The following is a 23,173-nucleotide window of genomic DNA, read 5'->3' as shown; positions in this document are numbered from 1 at the left end:
GGGACGGTACGGGCGGCGCGAAACTACCCCCATTCTTCCGCTTTCTTCTCTGGAAGTTCCCCGATCGTTGCGCGCAGGCTCAGATCAGCCCCGGGCCGAGGCAGAACACCCATTTACAGGGTTGGCCGTTCGGACTGACCCCAGAACTTGAAACCGTCCGGTTTCTCTGGCTGCTCGGCACGGGTGCTCTTGAACCGCAAGGCAAGCAAGAGAGGCAACCCCGCCATGGAACCCACTCCCACGGTCGAGAGGCTCGCGCTCGGGTGCATCGATCCGCCGGACCAGGCGGAAGAGCCCGCGCCGCGTACACGGTTGTTCCAGTTCCCGGGCGGCGTGTTTGAACTCCAGAGCCACGGTGACGAATCAGATGACTACTCGGGGTTCTACCTCGAAATTCACGGACACATCGCACTTGACGGACACGAGGACAGAGGGGCTGTAATGCGTTACAAGCCAACGTGTTTGGGATACCTTCGGACCGACGTGTCCGGTGCGGCGCAGTTATGGGATCAGAGCCAAATCCGCAAGCTCGCAACTCGTTTGGGCTACGACTTCGCCGACATGGTGATCTACGATCCCCGATTCGGTCGGCCGCCATTGGCGCGTTTGAAGGCGCAAGCGACCCGTTTGGACGCCGAGGCGGTCATTGTCCCCAGTCCCGAGCATTTCGAGGGCGCGGAGATACCGGGGACGCTCGTGCAGCAGTTCGACGTGATTACCGTGACCCCAGAAGAGACCTACGCCCGGCGCATGATGCCGCCCCTTCGAGACCTCCCGCCCGCCCGTGCGGACGGCGCGTAGGCAGGGCGGACCGGCCCCCTGGAGCCATTCCGATGCGCGGGACCTCGAGAGGGGGTGGTTGATCGACGTAGCGATTCAGGACAAATCGATGGCGTTGTTCCACAACGCATTTCGCGATGGACCCTCGGCTAACCGCAACCGTGCCGGGGGTTTCCGCATCCCACGGGGGAATGGGTCCCAGTCCACCGGAGACGGATTGGGGCCACTCCCTCATCTACACCTGATGAGGAATCTTTGTGATGGCTGTTGATTTGAGGACCTGGGTCCGAGTGGGGGCGCGTGAACGTTCTGGATGCGTTCAACGACGACTGCGGCCGTACCGGTCGCGCGTTGACCCGAGTCACCCACCGTTCCGGGTACGCGCTGGCGGCGTGCGTGGTCGGCTGGTTCTTGGACTCGTGGTGGCTTACGGTTCCGGTCCTGGCGGTGTGTGTCGTGTTCAACGGCGCGGTGACGGTAGCAACCCACGTACGGGCTGATCCTGGTAACAGGAGCCTGCTTATTCTGGTATTGGCACCACCTGGATACGGTGCGCGAATGGGGAGACGATGGGGGACGTGAACGTGGTACGCATCAGCGATGTCAAGGCCGAGAGCGGTCCCGCGGTACGGGCGGAGGCCCGCTCCTTGCGAAAGGCCAAGCGCGAAGAGCTGTCGGCGTTCCTGAAGACGCGGCGGGCGCGGATCAGTCCCGAGGATATGGGCCTGGTCCCGGGTACTCGGCGGCGGACGCCGGGGCTGCGGCGCGAGGAAGTGGCGCAGCTGGCCGGGGTCGGTGTCACCTGGTACACGTGGCTGGAGCAGGGCCGCGACATCAATGTGAGTGTGCAGGTGCTGGATGCGATCGCGCGGGCCCTGTGCCTGGACGGCGCGGAACGGGCGCACCTGTATCAGCTGGCGAATGTGCCGACCGTCCCGACGGCGCAGCTGGACGGGCCGGTTCCGGGGGAGTTGCAGGTGATTCTCGATCATCTGCACCCGCTGCCGGGTGTGGTGATGACCGCCCGTTACGACATCCTGGCGCACAACGACGCCTATGCCGCCATGTGCCCCGGCTTCCTGTCCGAGGACCGCAATGTCCTGCGCAAGGTGTTCCTCACCCCGGCATGCTGCAATCCGTATGCCTCCGCGGAGGCCGAGCATTTGGCCCGGATGGTCGGCTATCTGCGGGCGGCGTACGTGAAGCATCTACAGAATCCGGACTGGACCGTGTTCATCGATGATCTGTGTGCGAAGAGTCCGGAGTTCGCGACCATGTGGGCGCGCAATGATGTCGCCATCCCGGTCGGCCGGCTCCGGCGCATTCGGCAACTCGCGGTCGGCGATCTGGAGATGGTGATGACCTCGATGTCGATGCCGTCCATCGCCGGTGCGTGGGTGCAGATTTGGACACCGGCGGACGAGGATGCCTGGGCGCGCCTGCGGCGGTTGCTCGCTATGTCCGAGGAGGAACGCCAGGCCCCGTGGCAGGAGCATTACGAGCGAGATCACGGCGGGATTCCGGCCTGAGCGTTTCACCCGGCCCGGCCGGGATTATTCGCCTAGTCTGCGCAGCATGACCGAGGTGCCGGGACAGGCGACGATCGGACAGGCCACCGGACGCGGGCCGGTATGGGCGTGGGGTTCCTGGGATTGCGGTGCTTCGGCATTCAATGCCGTGATCCTCACCTTCGTGTTCTCGGTGTATCTCACCGACAAGGTGGGTGAACATCTGCCGGGCGGGGTGTCGCCGAGCGCCTGGCTGGGCTGGGCGCTCGGGCTGGCCGGGCTGGCGGTGGCCGTGACCGCCCCGGTGAGCGGGCAGTGGTTCGACGCCTCCGCGAAACGCAAACTGTCCCTGGGCATTCTGACCGCCATCACTGTGCTGCTCATGGCGAGCATGTTCTTCGTGCGCAAGGACTACCACTATCTGTGGTTCGGATTGTTGCTGCTGGCACTGGGTTCGACGACCTTCGAGCTGGCGCATGTTCCGTACAACGCCATGCTGCGCCAGGTGTCCACGCCCGCCACCGTGGGCCGGGTTTCCGGATTCGGTTGGTCCATGGGCTATTTCGGCGGCATTATCCTGCTGCTGACCTGCTACTTCGGCTTCATCTCCGGGAAGGGTGACTATCGCGGCCTGCTCGGCGTGCCGATCGACGACGGCTTGAATATTCGCCTGGTCGCGGTGCTGGCGGCGGTCTGGTTCGCGGCCTTCGCGATTCCGCTGTTCCTGTATGTGCCGGAGGTGCCGCACACCGATGCCGATCCGGGAGCGGCGATTTCGGTGCGGGAGCGAGGCGTGTTCCGCGCGATCGGCAATGCCTACCGGGTGCTGTGGCGCGATGTGCGCGAGTTGTGGCAAGAGGATCGCCGCACCGTCGGATTCCTCATCGCGAGCGCCATCTTCCGCGATGGACTGGCGGGTGTGTTCACCTTCGGTGCGATCCTGGCCGTGCGTGTGTACGGCATCGCCGACTCCGATGTGCTGCTGTTCGGTATCGCCGCGAATGTGTTTGCGGCACTGGGCGCTCTGGCGGGCGGCCGCCTGGACGATCGGATCGGTCCCAAGGCCGTGATCGTCGGCTCGCTGGTCGCCATGATTGTGGCCGGTCTGTTCTTGCTGGTGGTCTCGGGCCCGCTCATGTTCTGGATCTTCGGCCTGTTGCTGACCATATTCGTCGGCCCGGCCCAATCCTCGGCCCGCTCATTCCTGACAAGGGTGGCTCCACCCGGTCGCGAGGGCCAGCTGTTCGGCCTCTACGCCACCACGGGGCGCGCCGTATCCTTCTTGGCCCCTATGCTTTTCGGCTTCTTCGTCTGGGCCTTCGACGCCGATCGCGCGGGCATAGTCGGCATCCTGCTGGTATTGATCGCGGGCCTGCTCGCCTTGCTTCCGGTGAAAACCCCAAGGGCCACACCGTAATTCGTCAGGGCTTCCAGGTCCCCATGCCGAGGGCGATCAATCGCACCTGGAGCACCGCGCGTTCGATGATCCGCGCGGGTTCACGGGCATCGATGACCAGATAGTCCGCGATCCGGTCCGCCACGGTCGACACGATGAGGTCGGCCGCGAGCTCCAGATCATCGGTCGACCAGTCGTCCAGGGCGCGCACCCGGGAAAGGTCCACCACCAATTCCCGCACAATGAGCTGCATTTCGACCGAAATGGCCCCGCGCATTGCGGCCGACCCGCCGTGGCGTTCCCGAATCAGGAATCCCCACAGATCGCGTTTGCCGTCCACCTGCTCGAAGACGAAGCGCACGGTATCGCCGAGCTTGGCATTGGGTGTGCGGCGCATTTCCCGTAGCGCCAAGCGCAATTGGCGCACGCCCTCCTCGACCAGGCTGGTACCGAGTTCGTCGAGTGAGGAAAAGTGCCGGTAGAAGGCGGTAGGCACGATGCCGGCCGAGCGGGCGATCTCACGCAGGCTCAGGGCGGCGAACCCGCGGTCCGCGGCCATGGAGAGGGTGCCGTCCAGGAGCGCGGAGCGGGTGCGTTCCTTGCGCTCGACTCGGGTTGCTGCCTGCTCGCTCACGTCGATGAGCATACATGCGTTCACATTCGTTCCAATCGAGATATGTCGTGTGGGTCACACGAGCTGCCGGTTGAACTGGGATGCCTCCACACGGCAGACTAGCTCAGTGTACAGATGTGCACCGAAATGGAGGCCCGCATGGTTGGACTCATCGACCTCGTGCAAACACTGACCACCCCGCACCCGCTGGACCGGTATCTGGAACTGGTCCACCCGACCCTCACCCTGCGCGATATGCGCGCCGAGATCACACACGTGCGACGCAGCGCGGTCGGCTCGGTGACGCTCACGCTGCGGCCCAATCGCAAGTGGGCCGGGCATCAGGCCGGGCAGTACGTGCAGGTCGGCGTGGTCATCGACGGTGTGCGACAGACCCGCTGCTATTCACCGGTGAATGCGCAGGGCCGGCGGGACCGGCATATCGAGCTCACGATCAAGGCACACCCGGGCGGCCTGGTCTCGAATTACCTGCACGAGGAAGCCATCCCGGGCATGACGGTGGATCTCGCGCCCGCCTCGGGCGTCTTCCACCTGCCCGAACAGCGCCCGGACAAGCTGGTCCTGATCAGCGGCGGCAGCGGCATTACGCCGGTGCTGTCCATGCTGCGCACCCTGGCCAATGAGGGCCACCGGGGGCGCGTGCTGTTCCTGCATTACAACCGATCTCCGGAATGGGTGCCGCATCGCGCCGAACTGGAGGCGATCGCCATGCAGCACAGCAATATCCAGGTCGAATTCCGTTATCCGGAACTACAGCGGGACCCGAGCTTCAGCTATGACGAGCTGGAACGACTGGCCCCCTGGTTCTCCTCGGCCCACACCTACCTGTGCGGCCCGGGCGGCCTGATGAAGGCGGTCCGCACCGTCTATGAGGCTGAACAACTCAGTGAACGACTGCACATGGAGGAGTTCACCCTCACCGCCGCGCCCGCCGATCCGGCCACCGTCGAAGGCGACGTGACCTTCTCCGGCAGCGTCATCACCACCGCCAACACCGGCGCGAGCCTGCTCGAGCAGGCCGAATCCGCCGGTCTCACCCCGGATTACGGCTGCCGCATGGGGATCTGCTTCTCCTGCACGGCCGTCAAGCGCAGCGGCTGCACCCGCAATCTGCGCACCGGCGAACTGGACGCCGATCCGGACCAGTCCATCCAGCTCTGCATCAATGCCCCTGTCGGCGACGTCGACATCGCGATCTGACCAGGAGTCATCATGGCAATTCTCACCGAAACACCCGACGGCCCGCTCGTGCTGAGCGTCGAACAGGTCGAGGAGATCGGCCGCGAGCTCGATGCGCTGCGCGCCCGGATCACCGACGATCTGGGCGAGCGCGACCGCGAATACATCTACTCGATCATCAAGGCGCAGCGCGGTTTCGAGGTCGCCGGGCGCGGTCTGGCGTACCTGGGCTTCCTGCCGCCGTTCTGGCTGGCGAGCGTGGCCGCGCTGAGCGTGTCGAAGATTCTCGACAATATGGAGATCGGCCACAATGTCATGCACGGCCAGTACGACTGGATGCGTGAGCCGGACCTGAATTCCCGTGAGTTCGAATGGGATACGGTCTGCCCGGCCGATCAGTGGCGGCACTCGCACAACTACATGCACCACACCTTCACCAATATCCACGGCATGGACCGCGATATCGGCTACGGCATCCTGCGTGTGGACGAGGCGCAGGCCTGGAACCCGCTGCGCCTGGGCAACCCGGTGTACGCGTTCTTCCTCATGCTGGCCTTCGAGTGGGGCGTGATGGGCCACGACCTGGAGGTGGAGAACATCGTCCGGGGCAAGCGCAAGTGGTCGGATGTGAAGGCGCTGCTCAAGGGGCAGTGGAACAAGGCCGGTAAGCAGGTCCTCAAGGACTACGTGATCTTCCCGGCGCTGACCGGCCCGCTGTTCCTGTCCACCCTGAGCGCCAACTTCACCGCCAATATCGTGCGGAACATCTGGACCTTCTCCATCATCTTCTGCGGGCACTTCCCGACGGGCGTACAGACGTTCACCCAAGAGGAAACCGCCGAGGAGACCCAGGGTGAGTGGTACGTGCGGCAGATGCTGGGCTCGGCGAATATCGACGGTGACCGGCTGTTCCACATCATGTCCGGAAACCTGTCCCACCAGATCGAGCACCACCTGTTCCCGGACCTGCCCGCCAACCGCTACCCGGAGATCGCCCCCGAGGTGAAGGCCCTGTGCGAGAAGCACGGCCTGCCCTACAACACGGGCAGCTTCGGCAAGCAGATCGGCTCGGTCTGGGCGAAGCTCTTCAAGCTGGCCGTACCCCCGTTCCTCACGGGGAATTCGCAACCCAGCGGTGTTATCGTGATGCGCCGGGGGCAGGCTAGCGAAGTGGGCGTGTAGATGATCGGAAAATTCGAAAGCAATAAGGATCTGATCCAGGAACTGACGTCGTCCGGAGCGCGGCACGTCGGCAATATCGCAACGATCATCACCGGAACGGTCGCCGAGGTGACCCGGGAGATCGGCGACTGGATCACCGACGCCATCGAAATGCGTGAAGCGGCGGCCGCCGCCGAACAGGATGCCCGCGCGCAACGCGCCGCGGACGCCGACGATTTCGACGACTTCGATGAGCCGGAAACCGCTGGCGCGCAGGCTGATCCGGCCTCGAAGCCGGTAGTCGAGCCGCCGCGAGTCGACGGTGCGGATGTCATCGACGCCGAAGTCGTCTATCCGCGTCAGTCCTGATCAAGGGTTGAGGGGTCTGGGGGCGCAGCCCCCAAGACCCCCCGATCGCTCAGGGGGTTTGGGGCGCAGCCCCAAGACCCCGCGTCAGCGGGACTCCGCGTCAGCGGCTTCTCACCACACGGGTAGGCGGCGTCGATGCTGCGCTACGTCGGTGATCAGATCCTTATACCCGTCGGCGAGTTCGGCGAGGCGATACCACTGTAAGTGCGCCTCGCTATCCACGCCCCGGTGTGGGCGGTCTTCGCTCACCCGGTGCAGCGTGGTGTGTCGCCGAGCTCGTCCGTCGGAGCCTTTCGAAGCCCGCGCAACAGGTGTGCTCACGCCCAAAGCCTGTTGTGCGGCAACCCATTTCGCCGCCATCCGGTCGATGACCGCGCCGAGGGTCTCGGTATGCAGGGAGGCCCCGGTGCGGTGCGGGATGTTCACCGCCACCCAGTCGTCGATGCGGCCCACCAGATCCGTGCGTCGTTCGTCGATGTCCTCGACCACGCGGCTGCATTCGGCCACCCGGTCCGGGGTGGCCTCGGCGGCGTGTGCCGCCTCCTGCGCCCGGTGCCTGCCTTCGTGGCACAGCACCAGTTCGTGGGCGGATTCGAGTACGTCGCGGTCGCGACGTTCGGCGGTGACGGGCTCCCGGAAAGCGCGCAGTAGCGTTGATGGCGATGGGAGCTCGACCCCGAAACCCTGTTCGGTGTAGTCGACTGTCATGTTTCCCACCCTTGGAAGTTTCTGTTGTGGATGCGCCAGGGCCGAGGGGGTTTCGGGGAGGGGCTCCCCTCGGCTCCGGCGCAGCCCCGCACCCCGGAACGCACAGCTCATCACCGGCGGCGCGGTGAAGAAACCGGGAAATTCGCGACGATGCGATGAGAAGACTGTCCGTTGATGCGGGACATATTCAGGAAAGCGCGATAGTCGGACGGGCGCAACCATCCGGCGCTTGATCGGCGAAGCTGCCGGAAAATCGTTATACACCATTACAGCTCGGTTACGTGGGCGCGGCTTTTGGTGGCGGATCGACATCTGTGCGGCCGCCGTATGGGACGGCGCGGCCCGGCCCTCGCGCGCGCCGGACCACCGACTCCCTGCCCAAAGCGGTTACCGAGGCTTATCAACAGCTACCCGTGCGGCGTGCCCGGGGGAAATGCCGGGCGTAGTCCGTTAGCCTCGGTATTCGTGCCCGCATATGCTTCTTCGCCGGAGCTAGGCTTCGGTTTCATGTTCGCTCTGGAAGACCCCGAGCGAATCGCGGAAGTCGTGCGCACCCTGATTGTTCGCCGCAGGGTGTCGGTGTTCCGGCTGGCTCACCTCTCCGACGACGGTGGCCCGCCCGAACGGTACGTCGTGAACTGGGCTGCGGTGCCGCAGATTTCCGTGACCACCGCCGCGCCGAGCGTCGAGGAATTGCGTTCCAGCGGAACGATGCTGGTCAATGCGTTCCTGGGGGAGGACGGCGAAGTGAGCCTCTACTCCGCAGAGGGAAACGTGCCGCCACAGCCATAGCGGGCCGCTATGCATGTGTCCGGTGTCATGAAGGTAATTCAGCAACCTCTCAGCAACGGGCCAGGACTCTGTAAGGGAGTCTCGGCAAGGTGGGTCACGTCGCCGATCGGAAATCCTGATCGTCGATGTCATCCACTAGAGAGGTTGAAACATGATCCCGGTTATCATCGATACTGGTTCTGCTGCGCTCAACGGCCTGTTCAACACCGGTAGCGCTGCGTTCAGCGGTATTCTCAACACCCTCTTCACCGGCTCTTTCGGCGGCCGCTAAAACCAGCTGATACGAAGGGTTTTCGGGCAACCGCTCCGGGTGTACGCACCCGGGGCGGTTTTGGGTCTCGAGGGTTTCGGCCGCTGGTCACGGACCGGCCTCAGCTGACCAGCGCCGGGGCGCGCCGTGCCCGCAGAATCTGCTCCAGCAGCTCCACCAGCACCTGCTTCACCGATTCCCGGTCGCGCGCATCGCATTCCATGAGGTGCACGCCCGCGTGCAGGTCGAGCGCCTCGCGCACCTCGTCGAGTTCGAAGCCGGGCCCGCTGTCGAATCGGTTGACCGCCACCACGAATGGCGTGCCGCGCTGTTCGAAGAAGTCGAGCACCGGATAGCAGTCCTCGACCCGTGAGGTGTCCAGCAGCACGATGCCGCCGAGCGCGCCGTCCAGCAGGTCGTCCCACAGGAATTCGAACCGTTCCTGCCCGGGCGTACCGAACAGGTAGAGCACCAGGCTTTTATCCAGGGTGATGCGGCCGAAATCCAGGGCGACGGTGGTGGTGGTCTTACCGGTGGCCAGGCCGGGATGGTCGACGCCCACCGACACCTCGGTCATGGCGGCTTCGGTCGCGAGGGGTTCGATTTCGGAGATGGCTCCGATGAAGGTGGTCTTGCCGACGCCGAATCCGCCACTGATCACGATCTTCACCGAGGAGGCCAGGGGCGCGGGGGCCATGGGTTCAGAGTGCCCGAACAAGATCCCGGATCCTTTCGAGTGAGGTGGTGGACAGGTCATCGACCTGGCTCACCGCGACGTGGCCGGCGCTGAGCAGATCGCTGACCAGTACCCGGGCGACGCCGATCGGAACCCGCAGGGTGGCACCGATTTCGGCGATCGAGAGCGGGCTCTGGCACAGCCGCACCACACGCTCGAGTTCGAATCGCAGCGGCGCGGACAGGGCGGCGGGCGTGGCGCGGACCAGGGTTTCGATGCGCAGGCCGTCCACCACGGGGGTGGTTCGACCCGAGGTCATCATGAACGGCCGGACCACCTCCTCCTCGAATTCCGCTGCGGGCGGTGCGGATTGGGCTACATCGTTCGCGGCCCAGCGGTGCGGCCGGGGTAGCGCTATCATGCGCGGATCCGGCAGCCTATGCGAATCATTCATCGGCTCAACGACTCTCGCAATTCGGTGATCAGCGTCGGGGTGAGCAGTGCGCCGGCGCGCTCGGCCAGGACCGCCATCTGATAGCCGACCAGGCCGACATCGGCGTCATTGCCCGCGATGACGCCGATGCAGCTGCCATTGGCCATGGCGGAGACCAGCAGGAAGCCCCGGCCCATCTCGATCATGATCAGGCGCAGGCCGTCGAAATCGTAACTGCGCGAAGCGCTGCGGCCGAGGCTCGTGAGTCCGGACACCATGGCCGCGAGCCGGTCGGCCCCGGTCCGGTCCAGCCCTTCGGACTTGGCCATGAGCAGGCCGTCGGAGGACACCGCCACCGCATCGCGCACACCGTCGGTGGTGCGTACGAAATCGGCCAGCAGCCAGTTGAAGGTGTGCGGATCGGTGTCGGTGTAGTGGGTCGTCACCTGTTGTCCTCCTGTGCAATCGATCCGGGGTGTCGCGGTTCCCCGCGTTCGCCCCGTTGATGCCCGGCGCGGAACCCGGTGAGCAGGCCGCGCACCGCATCGGGTGAGCGTTCGGCGGGCGGGGCGGGGCGGGCGGCCGTGCTGGGCTGTGGGACGCCGCCCGGCGCGACGCCCGCATTCTCGTGAGTCTTGCGGGTGCGCTTGACGAGACCGTTTCGCGTGCGTTGCGCGGTGGGTTCGGCTTCCGCACCATTCGGTGCGGCGAGACGAGAACCGTTGGGTGCGGCGGGGTGGGAACCGTTGGGTGCTGCGGGATGGGAACCGTTGGGTGCTTCCGGCAGCGGGACGAGCTTGATCGGCCGGGCGTTCTGGGGTGCGATGCCCGGTCGGGCCGATGCACCGCCCCGTGAGCCTTCGGGCTGCTCGATGACCTTGGCGTTCGTGATTCCGCTCGAGCTCGCGGCCCGGGGCGTCTGGGTGAGGTGCGCGGAATGGCGTCCGGCGGTGGGTTCGGCCATATCGTCGGATGGGCCGTCCGTGCCCGGAAGCTGGCTTGCCGCACCGTGTTTGGCACTGTCTGGCAGCTGTGGCATGGGTGCGGCCGGATCGCCGAGCAGTTCCTCGGGGAGCAGCAGCCGGGCCACCACGCCGCTGGTGGGGGCGACGGTGAGCTCGACCTCGATGCCGAGTCGTTTGGCCAGGCGGCCGACCACGAAGTGTCCGAGGAATCGGGTCGGGGCGACCAGGAAGTCGGCCTCACCGCGCAGGCGGGCATTGGCGGTGCCGAGTTGATCGGGGGGCATGCCCACGCCGTGGTCGACAATGGCGACCATGTACCTGCGGCCCATCTTGCGGCCGTAGATCTCCACTTCCAGATCCGGTGGGGAGAAGGACAATCCGTTCTCGATGAGCTCGGCCAGCATATGCGCGAGCTCGCTGACGTGGGCCCCGGCAATGGCGGCCTCGTCGACCCGGCGGAGCACCACGCGGCGGTAGTCGTCCACTTCGGACAGGCCCGCGCGGATCACATCGCTCAGCGGAATGGGTGTGGACCAGCGCCGCGGGCTCGTCTCACCGACCAGCACCAGCAGGCTCTCGGCATTGCGCCGCATGCGGGTGGCCAGGTGGTCGAGTTCGAACAGATTGGACAGCGCGCTGGGATCGAGTTCCTCGCGCTCGAATTCGCTGATCAGGCCGAGCTGGCGGCGCACGAGGTTCTGATTGCGCCGAGCCAGGTTGGCCATGGACTCGGTGGTGTTGCGGCGCAGTCGAGCCTGTGCGGAGGCGAGGTCGAAGGCAGTGGTCTGGACGCGGTCGAGGGCGTGCGCCACCGAGACGATCTCCTGTCCGGCGCTCGCATCGGCCCGGACCGGTTCGGGCGGGGCGGGTTCGACGCCGTCGCTGTCGTGCCAGGCGGCGATGAGTTGCGGCAGCCGCTCCTCGGCGACCGCGTGGGCCTCCTCGGCCAGGTCGGCCAGCGGCCGCACGATGGCGCGCACGCTGGCGATCACCAGTGACACCTGGGCGGCCACGGCGAGCAGTGCGGCCAGGACATAGACGCCGAGCACCAGCGCGGCGGCCTTGCGCAATTCGTCCGCGCGATGGTGGATCTGTGCACCGATCGTCCGCTGCACGGTGCGTTCGGAATCGATGACCGAGGTCATCTGCTGCCACCATTCGGCGGGGTTCACCGGTTCCAGCACAGGTCCGCGGATCGAGTCCATCGCCACCGACTCCGATTGGGCCGCCCGCATCGACTGGTCGGTGCGCATGGCGGTGTAGAGCTGGGCGCGCTGCTCGGCAGTGGCATCGCGTTCGAAGGCGGCGGTGGCGGCCTGCTTGGCGGCACGAATATCGAGGAACTGCACGTATTCGCCGGAACCGAAAGCGCCCGCGGCGAATACGCCATTGAGGAAGCCGCGCTCCTGCCCGGTGGCTTCCTTGACGTCACCGAGCGCGTAGAGCGCCTGCAATCCGCGCCACAGCTCGGAATCCTGCGCGTGGTCCAGGCCGGGCCGGGTCTGGTTCAGGGCGGTGATCGCGCCGGTATAGAACTGGAACGACGTCGAGCGGTCCACGCGGCGGGCGTCCACATCGCTGCGATTGGCGCTGACTCCGGCGAACTGGTTCAGCGCCGAGCGGACCTGATCGGTACCGGGGGCCTGCCGCGACAATGCCTGATTCAGCGCTTGCAGGGCGAAGTCGGTGGCGGCGCGCTGATCGGTGACGGGCTGGCGCAGTGAGCCGTCGCCGCCGAGCAGGCCGTTGGTGAGGCCGCGCTCGCGCTGCACCTCGTGCACCAGATCCTGGACGGCCAGGGCGAGATTCACCGCGCCTGCGGTGTCTCCGGTCTGCCGATACCCGTTGGTCTCCCTGACGATGATGACCGTCAGCAGCGCGAGCACCAGGGCCACCGAGACGATGAGGATGCGTCGCAGCCGGGCGCGAATGGTGCGGGGCCGGATGAATTCGGTTGCGGCCGTGAGCTTCATGTTACTTCGCGGCAACAATTCAGCCGGACGTAAATTCACGGTCGCTCCTGGTAGTCGGTTTTAGTCCCGACCGACGCCGAGCACACGGGCAATGGTCAGCAACTTCGCACACGACGCCGACTCCCGCAATTCGAAACCGGACACTGTGGCGTGCGGAACTCCTTGCCGTGTGCGCTATTACAAATGTGGTCACATTCCATGAGAAGGAGATGTGATCTTCGCGTCCTAGGGGAAACAATGGGATGAACAACGGCTCACTGCTGTTCCGGCGGCGGCCGAGAGGGCTGCCGTCGGCACTCGAGAGGAGTGACGGTCATGCAGCCGAGTTCCACGGGTTACCCCGTACGAGTGCGCGGAGATCTGGATGCGGGCCTGTCCCGCTGGATGTGGCTGGTCAAGTGGATTCTGGCCATCCCGCACGTGATAGTGCTGATCTTCCTGCACATCGCCTATCTACTGGTCACGATCGGGGCGTTCTTCGCCATTCTCATTACCGGCGGCTATCCGCGCGTCCTGTTCGATTTCAATGTCGGCGTGATGCGCTGGGCGTGGCGGGTGCGGTTCTATGCCTACTCGGCGTTGGGGACCGACCGGTATCCGCCGTTCAGCCTGCAACCGGACCCCGACTATCCCGCCGATCTGGAGGTCGACTATCCGCAGCAGTTGCATCGAGGTCTGGTATTGATCAAATGGTGGCTGCTGGCCATTCCGCACTACTTGATCGCGGCGGTGTTCGTCGGTGCGGGCCGCTATCAGATGCCGCTGCTGCCAATTCTGGTGGTGATCGGCGTGATCGGGTTGCTTTTCACCGGACAGTATCCGCGCGGGCTGTTCGATTTCGTCATAGGTATCAATCGGTGGCTGTACCGAGTTCGCGTGTACGCATCGCTCATGACCGACGAATATCCGCCGTTCCGGTTGGATCAGGGTCCGCGTGAGCCCGAACAGCCTGTGGCCGCAACGCCTTCCGCGTAATTCGCGGTCAGCGCAAAGAGTTGGCCGCGGCCTCGTAGATGCGGCGGACCACGTCCTCGATATCGGGTTCCTCGATGGACAGGTCGCGGACCTCCGCACGCGCCGAGACCGCGGCCAATAACTGTGCGGCGGTGGTGATCTCGGTATCGAAGGCCAGCCGCTGTCGCATGCCCGCGCCCTCGGTGCCGAGCAGCTTCGCACCGGGCAGATCGGTGAGATCGGGTGTGGGCTCGGCCAGATCGACGGTCAGCACCCGGTGCGCGCCCACGGTGGCGGCGAGCCCGGCGAGCGAGCCGTCGTAGACCAGCCGCCCGTGGTCGACCACCAGCACGCGTTCGCAGAGCCGCTCGATATCGCCCATATCGTGGGTGGTGAGCAGCAGGGTGGTGCCGCGCTGGGTGCGCTCATACCGCAGGAACTCGCGTAATCGCTGCTTGGACAGCACATCCAGGCCGATGGTGGGCTCGTCCAGGATCACCAGCTCGGGCGAATGCAGCAGTGCCGCCGCGACTTCCGCACGCATGCGCTGCCCCAGCGACAGCTGCCGTACGGGGGTGTCCAAGGTGCCGCCCATCTCCAGCTGTTCCACCAGTTCGCCGGTGCGCCGGGTGGCCGCGCGCGGGTCCAGGCGGTGGATGGCCGACAGGATCGAAAACGATTCGCGCAGTGGCAGATCCCACCACAGCTGTGAGCGCTGCCCGAACACCACCCCGATCCGCCCGGCCAGTTCGCGCCGCTGTCGCACCGGGTCCAGGCCGCAGGTGCGCAGCCGCCCGGTGGTCGGGACCAGGATTCCGGTGATCATCTTGATGGTGGTGGACTTGCCCGCGCCGTTCGCGCCGATGTAGCCGACCGCCGCGCCGCGTTCGATGCGGAAGCTCATATCGTCGACGGCGGTCAGTTGCTCGCGTCGCCGCCGCCAGCGTCCCTCTTTGCGGCTGAGCACGAAAGTGCGTGTCAGGCCTTCGATATCGATGATCGGTTCGCTCACCCACCGCCTCCTTGATAGTGCCTGGTGCCCTGCCGCCACAGGTACAGCGCCGCGATCCACACCCAGGACGCGGCCAGTGGCGAGGCCCAGGCCAGCCAGTTGGGCAGCAGGTCCGGGCCGGGCAGGCCCAGCAGTGCCACGGCGGGCAGATATGAGGTGAAGGCGACCGGTATGAGGAATCCGAAGACGAGTTTCATCGGGGTGGGGAATACCGAGGCGGGCTGCATGGAGGCGTAGGAGCCGCCGTAGGTGAAGGCATTGGTCAGCTCGGACCCGTCGATGAGGAAGAACTGGAGCCCCGCCGCACACACGAACAGCCCGGCGAAGATGGCGATGCCCGAGGCCAGGGTGAGGGTGATCAGCGTCAGATGCGCTGGGGTCCAGTCGATGTCATTGCGCGCGATGCCGAAGCCCAGGACGGTGGCGGCCACGGCGATGCGGGCCACCCGGCGCAGGGCGATATCACTGGTCATGAGCTGTAACAGCAATGGTTGCGGTCTCAGGTAGAAGGCGTCCAGCTTGCCCATCCGGATATACGTGGGCAGCGTGTCGGCGTGCCCGACGAGCATGTCGGCCACGGCGAAGGCGGTATTGCTGAGCCCGAACAGCAGCAGCATGGCGTTGAGGTCCAGGCCGCCCAGGTGCGGGACATTGCGGAAGATCACCCACATTTCGGCGAACTCGACCAGGCCGATCAGGAAGGCGCTGAACAGGTCGGTGGCGAAGGAAACCGGATAGGCCCGTTGCGCGCGCAGCCGCGAGGCCAGCACCGCGCGGTAGGGGGCGAGTCGCCCGGGCCGGTCCGGCGCCAGTGTCTCAACCACCCTGCACCTCCAGCTTGCGGCGACCGGCGCGCAACAGCAGCTGTCCCGCGCCCACCAGAACTGTCAACCAGAAGCATTGCACAGCAACGATTTCCACCGCCGCGAGACCGGTGGTGCGACCGGACAGCACATCGATCGGCCATTGCAGCATGGAGGGGAACGGCGTGGCATAGGCGATGGCCCGCAACCACTCCGGGAACAGGTGCACCGGCGCGAACAGCCCGGCCAGGAAGGTCCCGCAGATCATGTGCAGCGAGCGCAGGCCGCGGGTTTCCACGAACCAGAAGCCGGACAGGCAGACGGCGAACATGGACAGGAATGACAGCGCCATGGCCAGCAGCACGCTGATCGCGCCCAGCACATAGGGTCCCGGCGTGGTGGGTATGGCGAGTCCGAAGGTGAGCGCGCCGATCAGCACGCTGGGCACGCCGCGCGGAATGAGGGTGCAGCTGGCGCGCCCGAGATATTCGGCCAGATGGGCGAACTGGACGTCTATGGGCCGCAGGAAGTCGATGGCCACGTCACCGGTTCGGATGCGTTCCACGATATCGGGCATGGTCCAGAAGGCGATGGCGCCGAGCAGGCCCTGCGAGAGCCAGGTGTAGGTGCCGATGGTGCCGCGGTCATAACCTCCGAAGCCATTGTTGGCGTGCACGGCCGACATGAGCACGGCGGCGCGGACGAAACCGAAGGTGACATTGCTGATCAGGCCCGCGAGCATGGCGAGCCGGTAGTACGACTGTCTGCGAAATCCGGCCTTGACCAGTTGCCAATAGACCCCCACATCGGCGCGCACAAGAAGTTGACACTACGGGCGGCGCGGGTGTGCGGCAAACGAATCCGTGCGGTCTGCTCTAAAGGGGTCATGCGGTCGGTTCGCTGGAGCTATGCTCGGCGCGGTCTGAAAGAGGTTCGGGTCACAAATCGCAGGTGGCGAGTTGCGGGCCGGTCGGATTCATGGAAAACGGTTCCCCCGGCTGCTCGTCAGTGATAGAAACATCAACGTTTCACTTTGCTGCGACGCTAGGACCACCGATGACCATTGCCGAGACGACCGTTTTCGAGGCGCTCGAATCCAATGTGCGTGGCTACTGCCGGTCCTGGCCCGCCGTCTTCGACACCGCCCGCGGCGCCTGGCTCACCGACGAGAACGGCAAGGAATACCTCGACTTCTTCGCCGGGGCGGGGGCCCTCAACTACGGGCACAACAATCCGGTCCTCAAGCAATCGCTCATCGACTACCTGCTCGCCGACGGCATCACCCACGGCCTGGACATGTCCACCACCGCCAAACGCCGTCTGCTGGAAAGCATTCGCGACCTGCTGCTCACCCCGCGCGGCCTGGACTACAAGGTGCAGTTCCCCGGACCCACCGGCGCGAACGCCGTCGAGGCCGCACTCAAGCTGGCGCGCAAGGTGACCGGCCGCACCACCGTCCTGAACTTCACCAATGCCTTCCACGGCATGACGTTGGGCGCGCTCTCGGTCACCGGCAATGCCGCCAAGCGGGCCGGGGCCGGAGTGCCGCTGGTACACGCCCACCCGATGCCCTTCGACGGGTATCTCGAAGAGGCCGAGGACTTCTCGTGGATGCGGCGCGCGCTCGACGACAATTCCTCGGGGCTGGACAAACCCGCCGCCGTCATCGTCGAGACCGTACAGGGCGAGGGCGGGGTGAATGTGGCGCGTGCCGAATGGTTGCGGCAGCTCGCCGAACTGTGCTCGGACCGTGGCATTCTGCTCATTGTCGACGATGTGCAGATGGGTTGCGGGCGCACCGGGCCGTTCTTCTCCTTCGAGGTCGCGGGCATCATCCCCGACATCATCACGCTGTCCAAATCGATTGGCGGCTACGGGCTTCCGATGGCCTTGGTGCTCATGCGGCCCGAACTCGACCAATGGGCTCCGGGTGAGCACAATGGCACCTTCCGCGGCAATAACGCGGCCTTCGTCACCGCCGAGGCCGCATTGCGGCACTACTGGTCCGACGGCCGGTTGGAGGCCTCGACCGTGGCCAAGGGCGAACGTATCCGCCAGCACCTGCTCGGGATCACCGAAGGCTTCCAAGGCATTTCGACCCGCGGCCGCGGCCTGGTGCAGGGCCTGGTCTTCGACGACGCCTCCCAGGCCGCCAAGGTCTGCCGGATGGCCTTCGAGGACGGACTGCTGGTGGAGACCTCCGGAACCGCCGACCAAGTGGTGAAGCTGATGCCGCCGCTGACCATCACCGACGATGAAATCACCACCGGCTTGGGCATTTTGACCCGCGCGGTGGAGGTCGTACGCGATGCTCACTGAGCACAACCGCGGCGCGCACTGACGCGCCGCCCCCGAACAGCGCCCGCGGGCGCGAAAGATGTCGGCTCCGCCCACACCGGAGCCGACCGGCGCCGGGTTCCCAGCTGCGGAGGGAACCCGGCACCACCTAACGGCGCGGGTGGTAACGCGGTGAGCCGGGCTCAGCCGAAGTTCTTCTGGAACCAGGCCAGCAGGGCCGCCTCGGTTTTCGGCGCGTTGGCGGGATAGGTGGGGTCCGAGGCGCAGCTCAGGACCATCAGGTGCAGTTCGTCGTGCATGGCGATCAGGCAGGGTTCCTTGAAATCGCTATTGGCGTCGGTGAAGCAGAACAGTCGTCCGGCGGCCCCGGTGCCCTTGTGCCAGACATCATCGGAGGCGGTGCCGCCACCGCACTGATGACCCGGGAATTGGCCGAGGTCGGCCTGATACAGGACGTTGGCGGCGCGGCGGTCCGGAAAGCCGTAGAAGCTGGCCCCCGGCTCGTCGACCGCGCCATTGCAATCGATCACCGCATTGGTCTGACCGGTCGGCGGATCGACATGGCGGCAGACATCGGCGCGGTAGCTGTCGCCGGTGTGCTTCAGGAGCTCGCGGTCGGCGTCGGTCCAGGCGTCCGGGTCCTGCGCCTGATCGGCATTGCGGAACTGCCCGCCATTGCTTGTGGCCCGGAAGTCGCGCAGCGGTTCCTCGCTCGGATCGGCCCAGATGTAGAGGGCCACGGCCATGGCGGCCTCATTGGTCAGCACCAGAGTCGGTTTCGGCGAGTTCGGGGTCTCGGTCTTATTCGTGAAGCACGCCTTGCGGCCCACCTCCTTGCCGTCCACCAGCGAGGGTGCGTCCGCACCGGTCGGATCGCCGGGGCAGCTGGCGGCGTGCAGGCCGTTCAGGATGACGGTCTTGAAGTAGGTGTGCAGCGAGTCCGCAGTGCGGAAGCGAATGAACCGCGCCACCGGTGCGGAAGCCCCCGCGGTCGCGCCGCACAGGAAGATCGCGGTCATCGAGGAATCCGGGTTCTCGTGCGTACAGTTCCGGCGCTTGTATCCGGTGCCATTCGTGATCGACAGCAACTCGATATCGGCCGCCACCAGCGCGCTACTGTCCCCGGTCGCCGTCCCCGGCTTGGTCTGCTGCCACTTCGCCCACCCCGCGAATCCGATTGCGGCAGCGACCAGGACGAGCACCCCCAGCACACTCGCGATCCGCCGCGGACCGCCGCCGCGCGTGGTGGAACCGCCGCCGCCGGTGTCGTCACCCTGGCCCGAGCCCGATGTCGAGTATCCCGGCCCCGTGCCGGTCTGCCCCGGATTCGTATGCGGCCGGGGCGGATTCGTGCCGGTCGCATCGGAAGGGGAGACGACCGGCTGTTGTCCTCCGGTGGTTCGCGTCAACGCGGATTCGTGTGAGCCGGTTCCCGGTCCAGTGGTGTCGCCTTGCCGAGGCGTGCTGGTCCACCACTGTGCGGGAGCAACCGATTCCGGCGTCTGTCCCGAGTTCGATTGGGGCTGCGAAGGATTCGTCCCTCCCGCCCGTTGCTGCCCGCCGGTGCCCGGTGGGGTCGGATCCGGTGCGGGCGGGCCACCTTGGGGACGACGGGGGCCCATCTCGGCCAACGTGGTGCTCCATGGCGCGGAACCGCCACCGGGCTGCGAGGTTCGGCTCGCGCCCGAGGCGACCGTGGGCGGGTCGGGTTCCGGCGGGGCTGTGGTGCCGGGGAGTAGCGCGTCGCGGGCCGCCTGGGCCAAGTCACCGGCGGTGGGGTAGCGGTCGTCCGGATCCTTGGCCATGCCGCGCGCGATCACCGCGTCGAAGGTGGTGGGGATGGTGGAGCGGACCTGGCTGGGGCGGGGGATGGGGTCGAAGAGGTGGGCCGCCATGATCTGGGCGTCGGTCTCGCCGGAGAAGGGGCGGGTGCCGGTGAGGCATTCGAAGAGCACGCAGGCCAGCGCGTAGACATCGCTGGCGGGGGAGAGGTCTCGGGTGGAGAAGCGTTCGGGGGCCATATAGCGGAAGGAGCCGACCGCGCCGCCGTCACTGGTCAGGGTCTCGTCGGTGGCGGATTGGGCAATGCCGAAATCCACCAGATAGGCGAAGCCGCCGCGGCTGAGCAGAATATTGTCCGGCTTCACATCGCGGTGCAGCAGGCCGTCCGCGTGCGCGGCGTCCAGGGCCGCAGCCACCTGTTCGATGAGTCCGACTGTGCGCTCGGGTGATCCGGGCCCGGCGCGATGCAGCAGCGAGCGCAGGCTGTCGCCGTCGACCAGGCGCATATCGATGAACAGCCGCCCGTCGATCTCGCCATAGTCGTGAATGGGAATGACGTGCGCCTCGCGCAACCGGGCCGCCGCATGCGATTCGCGCTGGAAACGCGCTCGGTACACCGGGTCCTGCGCCATGCGTTCCGGCAGCACCTTGATGGCCACCGTACGGTCCTTGACCGTGTCGTAGGCCTGGTACACCTCGCCCATGCCCCCGCGCCCGATCAACCGGTCGAGCCGATACGGCCCGAACCGGGATCCGACGCTGAGCGGGTGATCTGGACTGGTCATTTCGTCCTCGGCTCCTCGTCGCGGATCCATTGTGTCAGTCAGCGAATCCGGCGGATCAAGAATCACATGGATTACAACCGGTGACGAGCCGGTTTGCGCGCGGCACTCTCGAACCCGGCGATCAGGCCCGATCGCCATGGTCCCCGTCCCCCTCCGAGGTTCCCGTGTCTTCAGTTGCCGTGCCCGCCAGGCCCATTGCGGGCCGCTTGCGGCTGCCCCGCGCCTCGGCGTGGACCCGACTGATCAGTCCGCTGGTCCTGGTCGCGATCTGGCAGGTGGCGAGTTCCACCGGACTGCTGTCCGAACGTCTGCTGGCCTCGCCGGTCACCGTGCTGCACACCGCCGTCGACCTGATCCAGGACGGCACACTCACCTCGGCCCTGACGGTCTCGCTGCAACGCGCCGCGCTGGGGTTTCTGATCGGCGCGGTCTTCGGCATCGGCCTGGCGCTGGTGGCCGGGCTGAGCCGGGTCGGCGAGCACATCGTGGACCCGATCCTGCAGATGCTGCGCACGCTGCCGTTCTACGGGCTGATTCCACTGTTCATTCTGTGGTTCGGCATCGGTGAACTGCCCAAGATCGTGCTGGTGGCGTTCGGGGTGGCGATTCCGTTGTACCTCAACACCTTTGCCGGAATCCGCGATGTGGACCAGAAGCTCGCCGAACTCGCGCGGGTGCAGCGGCTGGGCTGGTTCGCGCTGGTTCGGCACATTGTGCTGCCGGGCGCGCTGCCGCAGACGCTGGTCGGATTGCGGCAGTCGCTGGGTGTGGCCTGGCTCGCGCTCATTGTCGCCGAGCAGATCAATGCCGATGCCGGACTCGGCTATCTGATCAATAACGCCCGGGAATTCCTGCGCACCGACGTCATCGTCGTCGGACTGCTCGTCTACAGCGTCCTCGGCCTGATCACCGACGCGCTGGTCCGCTTGATCGAGAGGAGAGCATTGACATGGCGACGCGGCTTCCTGGCGCAGTGACCCGAATCCGGGGTCTGGTCAAGGACTTCGACGAACGGCGGGTCCTGCACGGTATCGATCTCGATATTCAGCGTGGCGAATTCGTCGCCCTGCTCGGGCGCAGCGGATCCGGGAAATCCACCCTGCTGCGGGCCCTGGCCGGACTCGATGGGGCGACGGCGGATGAGTTCACCGTCTCCGGGGATGTGGCGGTCGCCTTCCAGGAACCGCGGCTGGTGCCGTGGAAGCGCGTGCTGGCCAATCTCACGCTCGGACTGCGGCACGACGATCCGAAGGCCGCGGCCCGCGCCGCGCTCGCCGAGGTCGGGCTGAGCGAACGCGCCGAGGCCTGGCCGCTCACCCTGTCCGGGGGTGAGGCGCAACGAGCCTCCCTGGCACGAGCGTTGGTCCGCGAACCGGATCTGCTCTTGCTGGACGAACCCTTCAGCGCCCTGGATGCCTTGACCCGCATCACCATTCACAAGCTTGTGCTCGAACTGTGGGCCCGGCACCGCCCCGGCGTACTGCTGGTCACCCACGATGTGGACGAGGCGCTGCTCCTGGCGGACCGCGCGCTGGTGTTGGCCGACGGCCGCATCGCCCGCGACATCCGCATCGACCTGCCGCGCCCGCGCCGCCGCGAGCACCCCGACTTCGTGGCACTGCGCGGCGAACTGCTCGCCGAACTCGGTGTCGTCCCGGACGACGAATCCTCGGAAGACCTTGTCCCCCTGAAGGACAGCGTTCTATTGAAAGGCATCGCATGATCACCAGACGCCTATTCGCCGCGCTCGCGGTCACCACCGCCCTCGCCGCGGCGGCGTGCGGGTCCGGTGATGACAACACCAAGGGCGTGAATGCCGATGGCTCGGTGGACCTTTCGCAGGTGACGCTGCATGTGGGCGATCAGAAGGGGCAGGCGCTGCAAGCCCTGCTCGAGGTGTCCGGCGAGGGCAAGGGCGCGCCGTACAAGATCGAATGGTCGCAGTTCACCGCCGGACCGCCCATTCTGGAGGCCATCAATGCCGGATCCGTCGATATCGGCGGCGTCGGCGACGCCCCACCGGTGTTCGCGGCGGCGGCCAAATCCAGGATCACCATTGTCGCCAGTTATGAGGGTAAGAACGAGGGCCAGGCCGTCCTGGTGCCCAAGGACTCCACGCTGAAGGATCCGAAAGACCTGCGCGGCAAGAAGATCGCCGTCACCAAGGGCAGTTCGGCGCACTACCACCTGCTTTCGGTGCTGACCAAGAACGGGCTGAGCTTCGCCGATATCGAGCCCCAATACCTGCAACCCGCCGACGCGCTCGCCGCGCTGTCCACCGGCCGGGTCGATGCCTGGGCGGTGTGGGATCCCTATGTGGCACAGGCGGAAAAGGACGGCAATCGAGTCCTGGTGGACGGCACCGGGTATGTGAAACCGGACTCCTTCTTCGTTGCATCCCCCAAGGCGCTGGACAACAAGGCCAGTTCCGCGGCCATCCGGGATCTGCTGACTCGGATTCAGCGGGCGCACGCCTGGATCAAGGGCAACGAACAGGACTGGGCCAAGCAGTCCTCCCAGATCACCGGTGTGCCTTATGACGTCACCCTGGCCGCGGTGAAACGCGGTATCTATCAGCATCATCCGCTCGACGAGGCGACCATCGCCGCCGAGCAGGGGGTGGCCGACGCCTTCGCCGAAGCCAAGCTGATCCCGAACAAGGTGAACATCAAGGACTTCATCGACACCCGCTACAACGACCGCTTCACCGCATAG

General features: G+C 66.1%; 22 protein-coding genes. 12 read left to right on the top strand and 10 right to left on the bottom strand.

The window, feature by feature from the left end; translation table 11 throughout:
* Window positions 1–225 precede the first annotated feature (225 nt).
* The 3 genes from AB0N05_RS25200 (at window position 226) to AB0N05_RS25190 (ending at window position 3,705) form a co-directional block, all read left to right on the top strand.
* Entirely contained in the window at window positions 226–801 is a 576-nt protein-coding gene (locus AB0N05_RS25200; protein WP_364698295.1) for a hypothetical protein, read from the top strand.
* Between the two features lie 557 nt (window positions 802–1,358).
* On the top strand, window positions 1,359–2,309 hold the full coding sequence (locus tag AB0N05_RS25195; RefSeq protein ID WP_364698294.1) for a helix-turn-helix transcriptional regulator: 951 nt from the start codon (window positions 1,359–1,361) through the stop codon (window positions 2,307–2,309).
* A gap of 46 nt (window positions 2,310–2,355) precedes the next feature.
* Complete coding sequence (locus tag AB0N05_RS25190) at window positions 2,356–3,705, top strand: MFS transporter (RefSeq protein WP_364698293.1); 1,350 nt, start codon at window positions 2,356–2,358, stop codon at window positions 3,703–3,705.
* 4 nt (window positions 3,706–3,709) lie between these two features.
* Here AB0N05_RS25190 and AB0N05_RS25185 read toward each other — a convergent pair whose 3' ends face one another.
* Window positions 3,710–4,318, bottom strand: a complete 609-nt coding sequence (locus AB0N05_RS25185) for a TetR family transcriptional regulator (protein WP_364698292.1) — start codon at window positions 4,316–4,318, stop codon at window positions 3,710–3,712.
* Between the two features lie 138 nt (window positions 4,319–4,456).
* Between AB0N05_RS25185 and AB0N05_RS25180 the strand changes: the two genes are divergently transcribed.
* Genes AB0N05_RS25180 through AB0N05_RS25170 form a run of 3 tightly spaced genes read left to right on the top strand, consistent with a single transcriptional unit; the run spans window position 4,457 to window position 7,027 of the window.
* Window positions 4,457–5,518 carry a ferredoxin reductase gene (locus AB0N05_RS25180; protein ID WP_364698291.1) on the top strand — a complete coding sequence of 354 codons (1,062 nt, stop codon included), beginning with the start codon at window positions 4,457–4,459 and terminating at the stop codon, window positions 5,516–5,518.
* Between the two features lie 12 nt (window positions 5,519–5,530).
* Window positions 5,531–6,679: an acyl-CoA desaturase gene (locus AB0N05_RS25175; protein WP_364698290.1), complete on the top strand. Its 1,149-nt coding sequence runs from the start codon at window positions 5,531–5,533 to the stop codon at window positions 6,677–6,679.
* Window positions 6,680–7,027, top strand: coding sequence for a hypothetical protein (locus AB0N05_RS25170; protein WP_364698289.1), 348 nt, complete (start codon window positions 6,680–6,682; stop codon window positions 7,025–7,027).
* Between the two features lie 111 nt (window positions 7,028–7,138).
* On the opposite strand, the gene AB0N05_RS25165 is transcribed toward AB0N05_RS25170, so the two are convergent.
* The gene (locus AB0N05_RS25165) at window positions 7,139–7,735 is read right to left on the bottom strand and encodes a DUF4254 domain-containing protein (protein WP_364698288.1); all 597 of its coding nucleotides are present in this window, start codon (window positions 7,733–7,735) and stop codon (window positions 7,139–7,141) included.
* Between the two features lie 507 nt (window positions 7,736–8,242).
* Here AB0N05_RS25165 and AB0N05_RS25160 point away from each other — a divergent pair.
* Window positions 8,243–8,527 carry a hypothetical protein gene (locus tag AB0N05_RS25160; RefSeq protein ID WP_364698287.1) on the top strand — a complete coding sequence of 95 codons (285 nt, stop codon included), beginning with the start codon at window positions 8,243–8,245 and terminating at the stop codon, window positions 8,525–8,527.
* Window positions 8,528–8,898: 371 nt separating this feature from the next.
* On the opposite strand, the gene AB0N05_RS25155 is transcribed toward AB0N05_RS25160, so the two are convergent.
* Genes AB0N05_RS25155 through AB0N05_RS25140 form a run of 4 tightly spaced genes read right to left on the bottom strand, consistent with a single transcriptional unit; the run spans window position 8,899 to window position 12,824 of the window.
* Window positions 8,899–9,474, bottom strand: coding sequence for an ATP/GTP-binding protein (locus AB0N05_RS25155; protein WP_364698286.1), 576 nt, complete (start codon window positions 9,472–9,474; stop codon window positions 8,899–8,901).
* Window positions 9,475–9,478: 4 nt separating this feature from the next.
* A complete protein-coding gene (locus AB0N05_RS25150; protein WP_364698285.1) occupies window positions 9,479–9,874 on the bottom strand; it encodes a DUF742 domain-containing protein in 396 nt (131 codons plus the stop codon).
* 29 nt (window positions 9,875–9,903) lie between these two features.
* Window positions 9,904–10,332, bottom strand: coding sequence for a roadblock/LC7 domain-containing protein (locus tag AB0N05_RS25145; protein WP_364698284.1), 429 nt, complete (start codon window positions 10,330–10,332; stop codon window positions 9,904–9,906).
* Window positions 10,329–12,824, bottom strand: coding sequence for a nitrate- and nitrite sensing domain-containing protein (locus AB0N05_RS25140; protein WP_364698283.1), 2,496 nt, complete (start codon window positions 12,822–12,824; stop codon window positions 10,329–10,331). Before AB0N05_RS25140 ends, AB0N05_RS25145 begins: the two co-directional genes overlap by 4 nt.
* Window positions 12,825–13,139: 315 nt before the next feature.
* Between AB0N05_RS25140 and AB0N05_RS25135 the strand changes: the two genes are divergently transcribed.
* A complete protein-coding gene (locus AB0N05_RS25135; protein WP_364698282.1) occupies window positions 13,140–13,799 on the top strand; it encodes a DUF4389 domain-containing protein in 660 nt (219 codons plus the stop codon).
* 7 nt (window positions 13,800–13,806) lie between these two features.
* Here the strand turns inward: AB0N05_RS25135 and AB0N05_RS25130 are convergent, their stop codons facing one another.
* The 3 genes from AB0N05_RS25130 to AB0N05_RS25120 form a co-directional block, all read right to left on the bottom strand.
* On the bottom strand, window positions 13,807–14,682 hold the full coding sequence (locus AB0N05_RS25130) for an ATP-binding cassette domain-containing protein (RefSeq protein ID WP_364698408.1): 876 nt from the start codon (window positions 14,680–14,682) through the stop codon (window positions 13,807–13,809).
* Between the two features lie 104 nt (window positions 14,683–14,786).
* Complete coding sequence (locus tag AB0N05_RS25125) at window positions 14,787–15,614, bottom strand: ABC-2 family transporter protein (protein ID WP_364698281.1); 828 nt, start codon at window positions 15,612–15,614, stop codon at window positions 14,787–14,789.
* On the bottom strand, window positions 15,607–16,410 hold the full coding sequence (locus AB0N05_RS25120; protein WP_364698280.1) for an ABC-2 family transporter protein: 804 nt from the start codon (window positions 16,408–16,410) through the stop codon (window positions 15,607–15,609). The genes AB0N05_RS25125 and AB0N05_RS25120 overlap by 8 nt, the downstream gene beginning before the upstream one ends.
* Before the next feature lie 239 nt (window positions 16,411–16,649).
* Here AB0N05_RS25120 and ectB point away from each other — a divergent pair, with 239 nt between their 5' ends.
* Entirely contained in the window at window positions 16,650–17,912 is a 1,263-nt protein-coding gene (ectB, locus tag AB0N05_RS25115) for a diaminobutyrate--2-oxoglutarate transaminase (protein WP_364698279.1), read from the top strand.
* Between the two features lie 161 nt (window positions 17,913–18,073).
* On the opposite strand, the gene AB0N05_RS25110 is transcribed toward ectB, so the two are convergent.
* Complete coding sequence (locus tag AB0N05_RS25110; protein ID WP_364698278.1) at window positions 18,074–20,458, bottom strand: protein kinase; 2,385 nt, start codon at window positions 20,456–20,458, stop codon at window positions 18,074–18,076.
* 164 nt (window positions 20,459–20,622) lie between these two features.
* On the opposite strand from AB0N05_RS25110, the gene AB0N05_RS25105 reads away from it, so the two are divergent.
* From AB0N05_RS25105 to AB0N05_RS25095, 3 genes are read left to right on the top strand one after another with little or no spacing between them, the layout of a single operon-like run.
* On the top strand, window positions 20,623–21,435 hold the full coding sequence (locus AB0N05_RS25105; protein WP_364698277.1) for an ABC transporter permease subunit: 813 nt from the start codon (window positions 20,623–20,625) through the stop codon (window positions 21,433–21,435).
* Window positions 21,408–22,181 (top strand): ABC transporter ATP-binding protein, encoded by a 774-nt coding sequence (locus tag AB0N05_RS25100; protein WP_364698276.1) that lies wholly within the window; start codon window positions 21,408–21,410, stop codon window positions 22,179–22,181. Before AB0N05_RS25105 ends, AB0N05_RS25100 begins: the two co-directional genes overlap by 28 nt.
* Complete coding sequence (locus AB0N05_RS25095; protein WP_364698275.1) at window positions 22,178–23,173, top strand: ABC transporter substrate-binding protein; 996 nt, start codon at window positions 22,178–22,180, stop codon at window positions 23,171–23,173. Before AB0N05_RS25100 ends, AB0N05_RS25095 begins: the two co-directional genes overlap by 4 nt.

Origin of the sequence: Nocardia sp. NPDC051030, assembly GCF_040683015.1 — a bacterium.
GTDB lineage: Bacteria > Actinomycetota > Actinomycetes > Mycobacteriales > Mycobacteriaceae > Nocardia.
This window is presented reverse-complemented; position numbering and strand designations above follow the sequence as displayed.

Coding starts and splice junctions, on each gene's coding strand:
- AB0N05_RS25170 (WP_364698289.1), top strand. CDS start 6,680: ATGATCGGAAAATTCGAAAGCAATAAGGATCTGATCCAGGAACTGACG.
- AB0N05_RS25160 (WP_364698287.1), top strand. CDS start 8,243: ATGTTCGCTCTGGAAGACCCCGAGCGAATCGCGGAAGTCGTGCGCACC.
- AB0N05_RS25130 (WP_364698408.1), bottom strand. CDS start 14,682: ATGAGCTTCCGCATCGAACGCGGCGCGGCGGTCGGCTACATCGGCGCG.
- AB0N05_RS25100 (WP_364698276.1), top strand. CDS start 21,408: ATGGCGACGCGGCTTCCTGGCGCAGTGACCCGAATCCGGGGTCTGGTC.
- AB0N05_RS25155 (WP_364698286.1), bottom strand. CDS start 9,474: ATGGCCCCCGCGCCCCTGGCCTCCTCGGTGAAGATCGTGATCAGTGGC.
- AB0N05_RS25200 (WP_364698295.1), top strand. CDS start 226: ATGGAACCCACTCCCACGGTCGAGAGGCTCGCGCTCGGGTGCATCGAT.
- AB0N05_RS25135 (WP_364698282.1), top strand. CDS start 13,140: ATGCAGCCGAGTTCCACGGGTTACCCCGTACGAGTGCGCGGAGATCTG.
- AB0N05_RS25165 (WP_364698288.1), bottom strand. CDS start 7,735: ATGACAGTCGACTACACCGAACAGGGTTTCGGGGTCGAGCTCCCATCG.
- AB0N05_RS25180 (WP_364698291.1), top strand. CDS start 4,457: ATGGTTGGACTCATCGACCTCGTGCAAACACTGACCACCCCGCACCCG.
- AB0N05_RS25175 (WP_364698290.1), top strand. CDS start 5,531: ATGGCAATTCTCACCGAAACACCCGACGGCCCGCTCGTGCTGAGCGTC.
- AB0N05_RS25095 (WP_364698275.1), top strand. CDS start 22,178: ATGATCACCAGACGCCTATTCGCCGCGCTCGCGGTCACCACCGCCCTC.
- AB0N05_RS25110 (WP_364698278.1), bottom strand. CDS start 20,458: ATGACCAGTCCAGATCACCCGCTCAGCGTCGGATCCCGGTTCGGGCCG.
- AB0N05_RS25140 (WP_364698283.1), bottom strand. CDS start 12,824: ATGAAGCTCACGGCCGCAACCGAATTCATCCGGCCCCGCACCATTCGC.
- AB0N05_RS25150 (WP_364698285.1), bottom strand. CDS start 9,874: ATGATAGCGCTACCCCGGCCGCACCGCTGGGCCGCGAACGATGTAGCC.
- ectB (WP_364698279.1), top strand. CDS start 16,650: ATGACCATTGCCGAGACGACCGTTTTCGAGGCGCTCGAATCCAATGTG.
- AB0N05_RS25190 (WP_364698293.1), top strand. CDS start 2,356: ATGACCGAGGTGCCGGGACAGGCGACGATCGGACAGGCCACCGGACGC.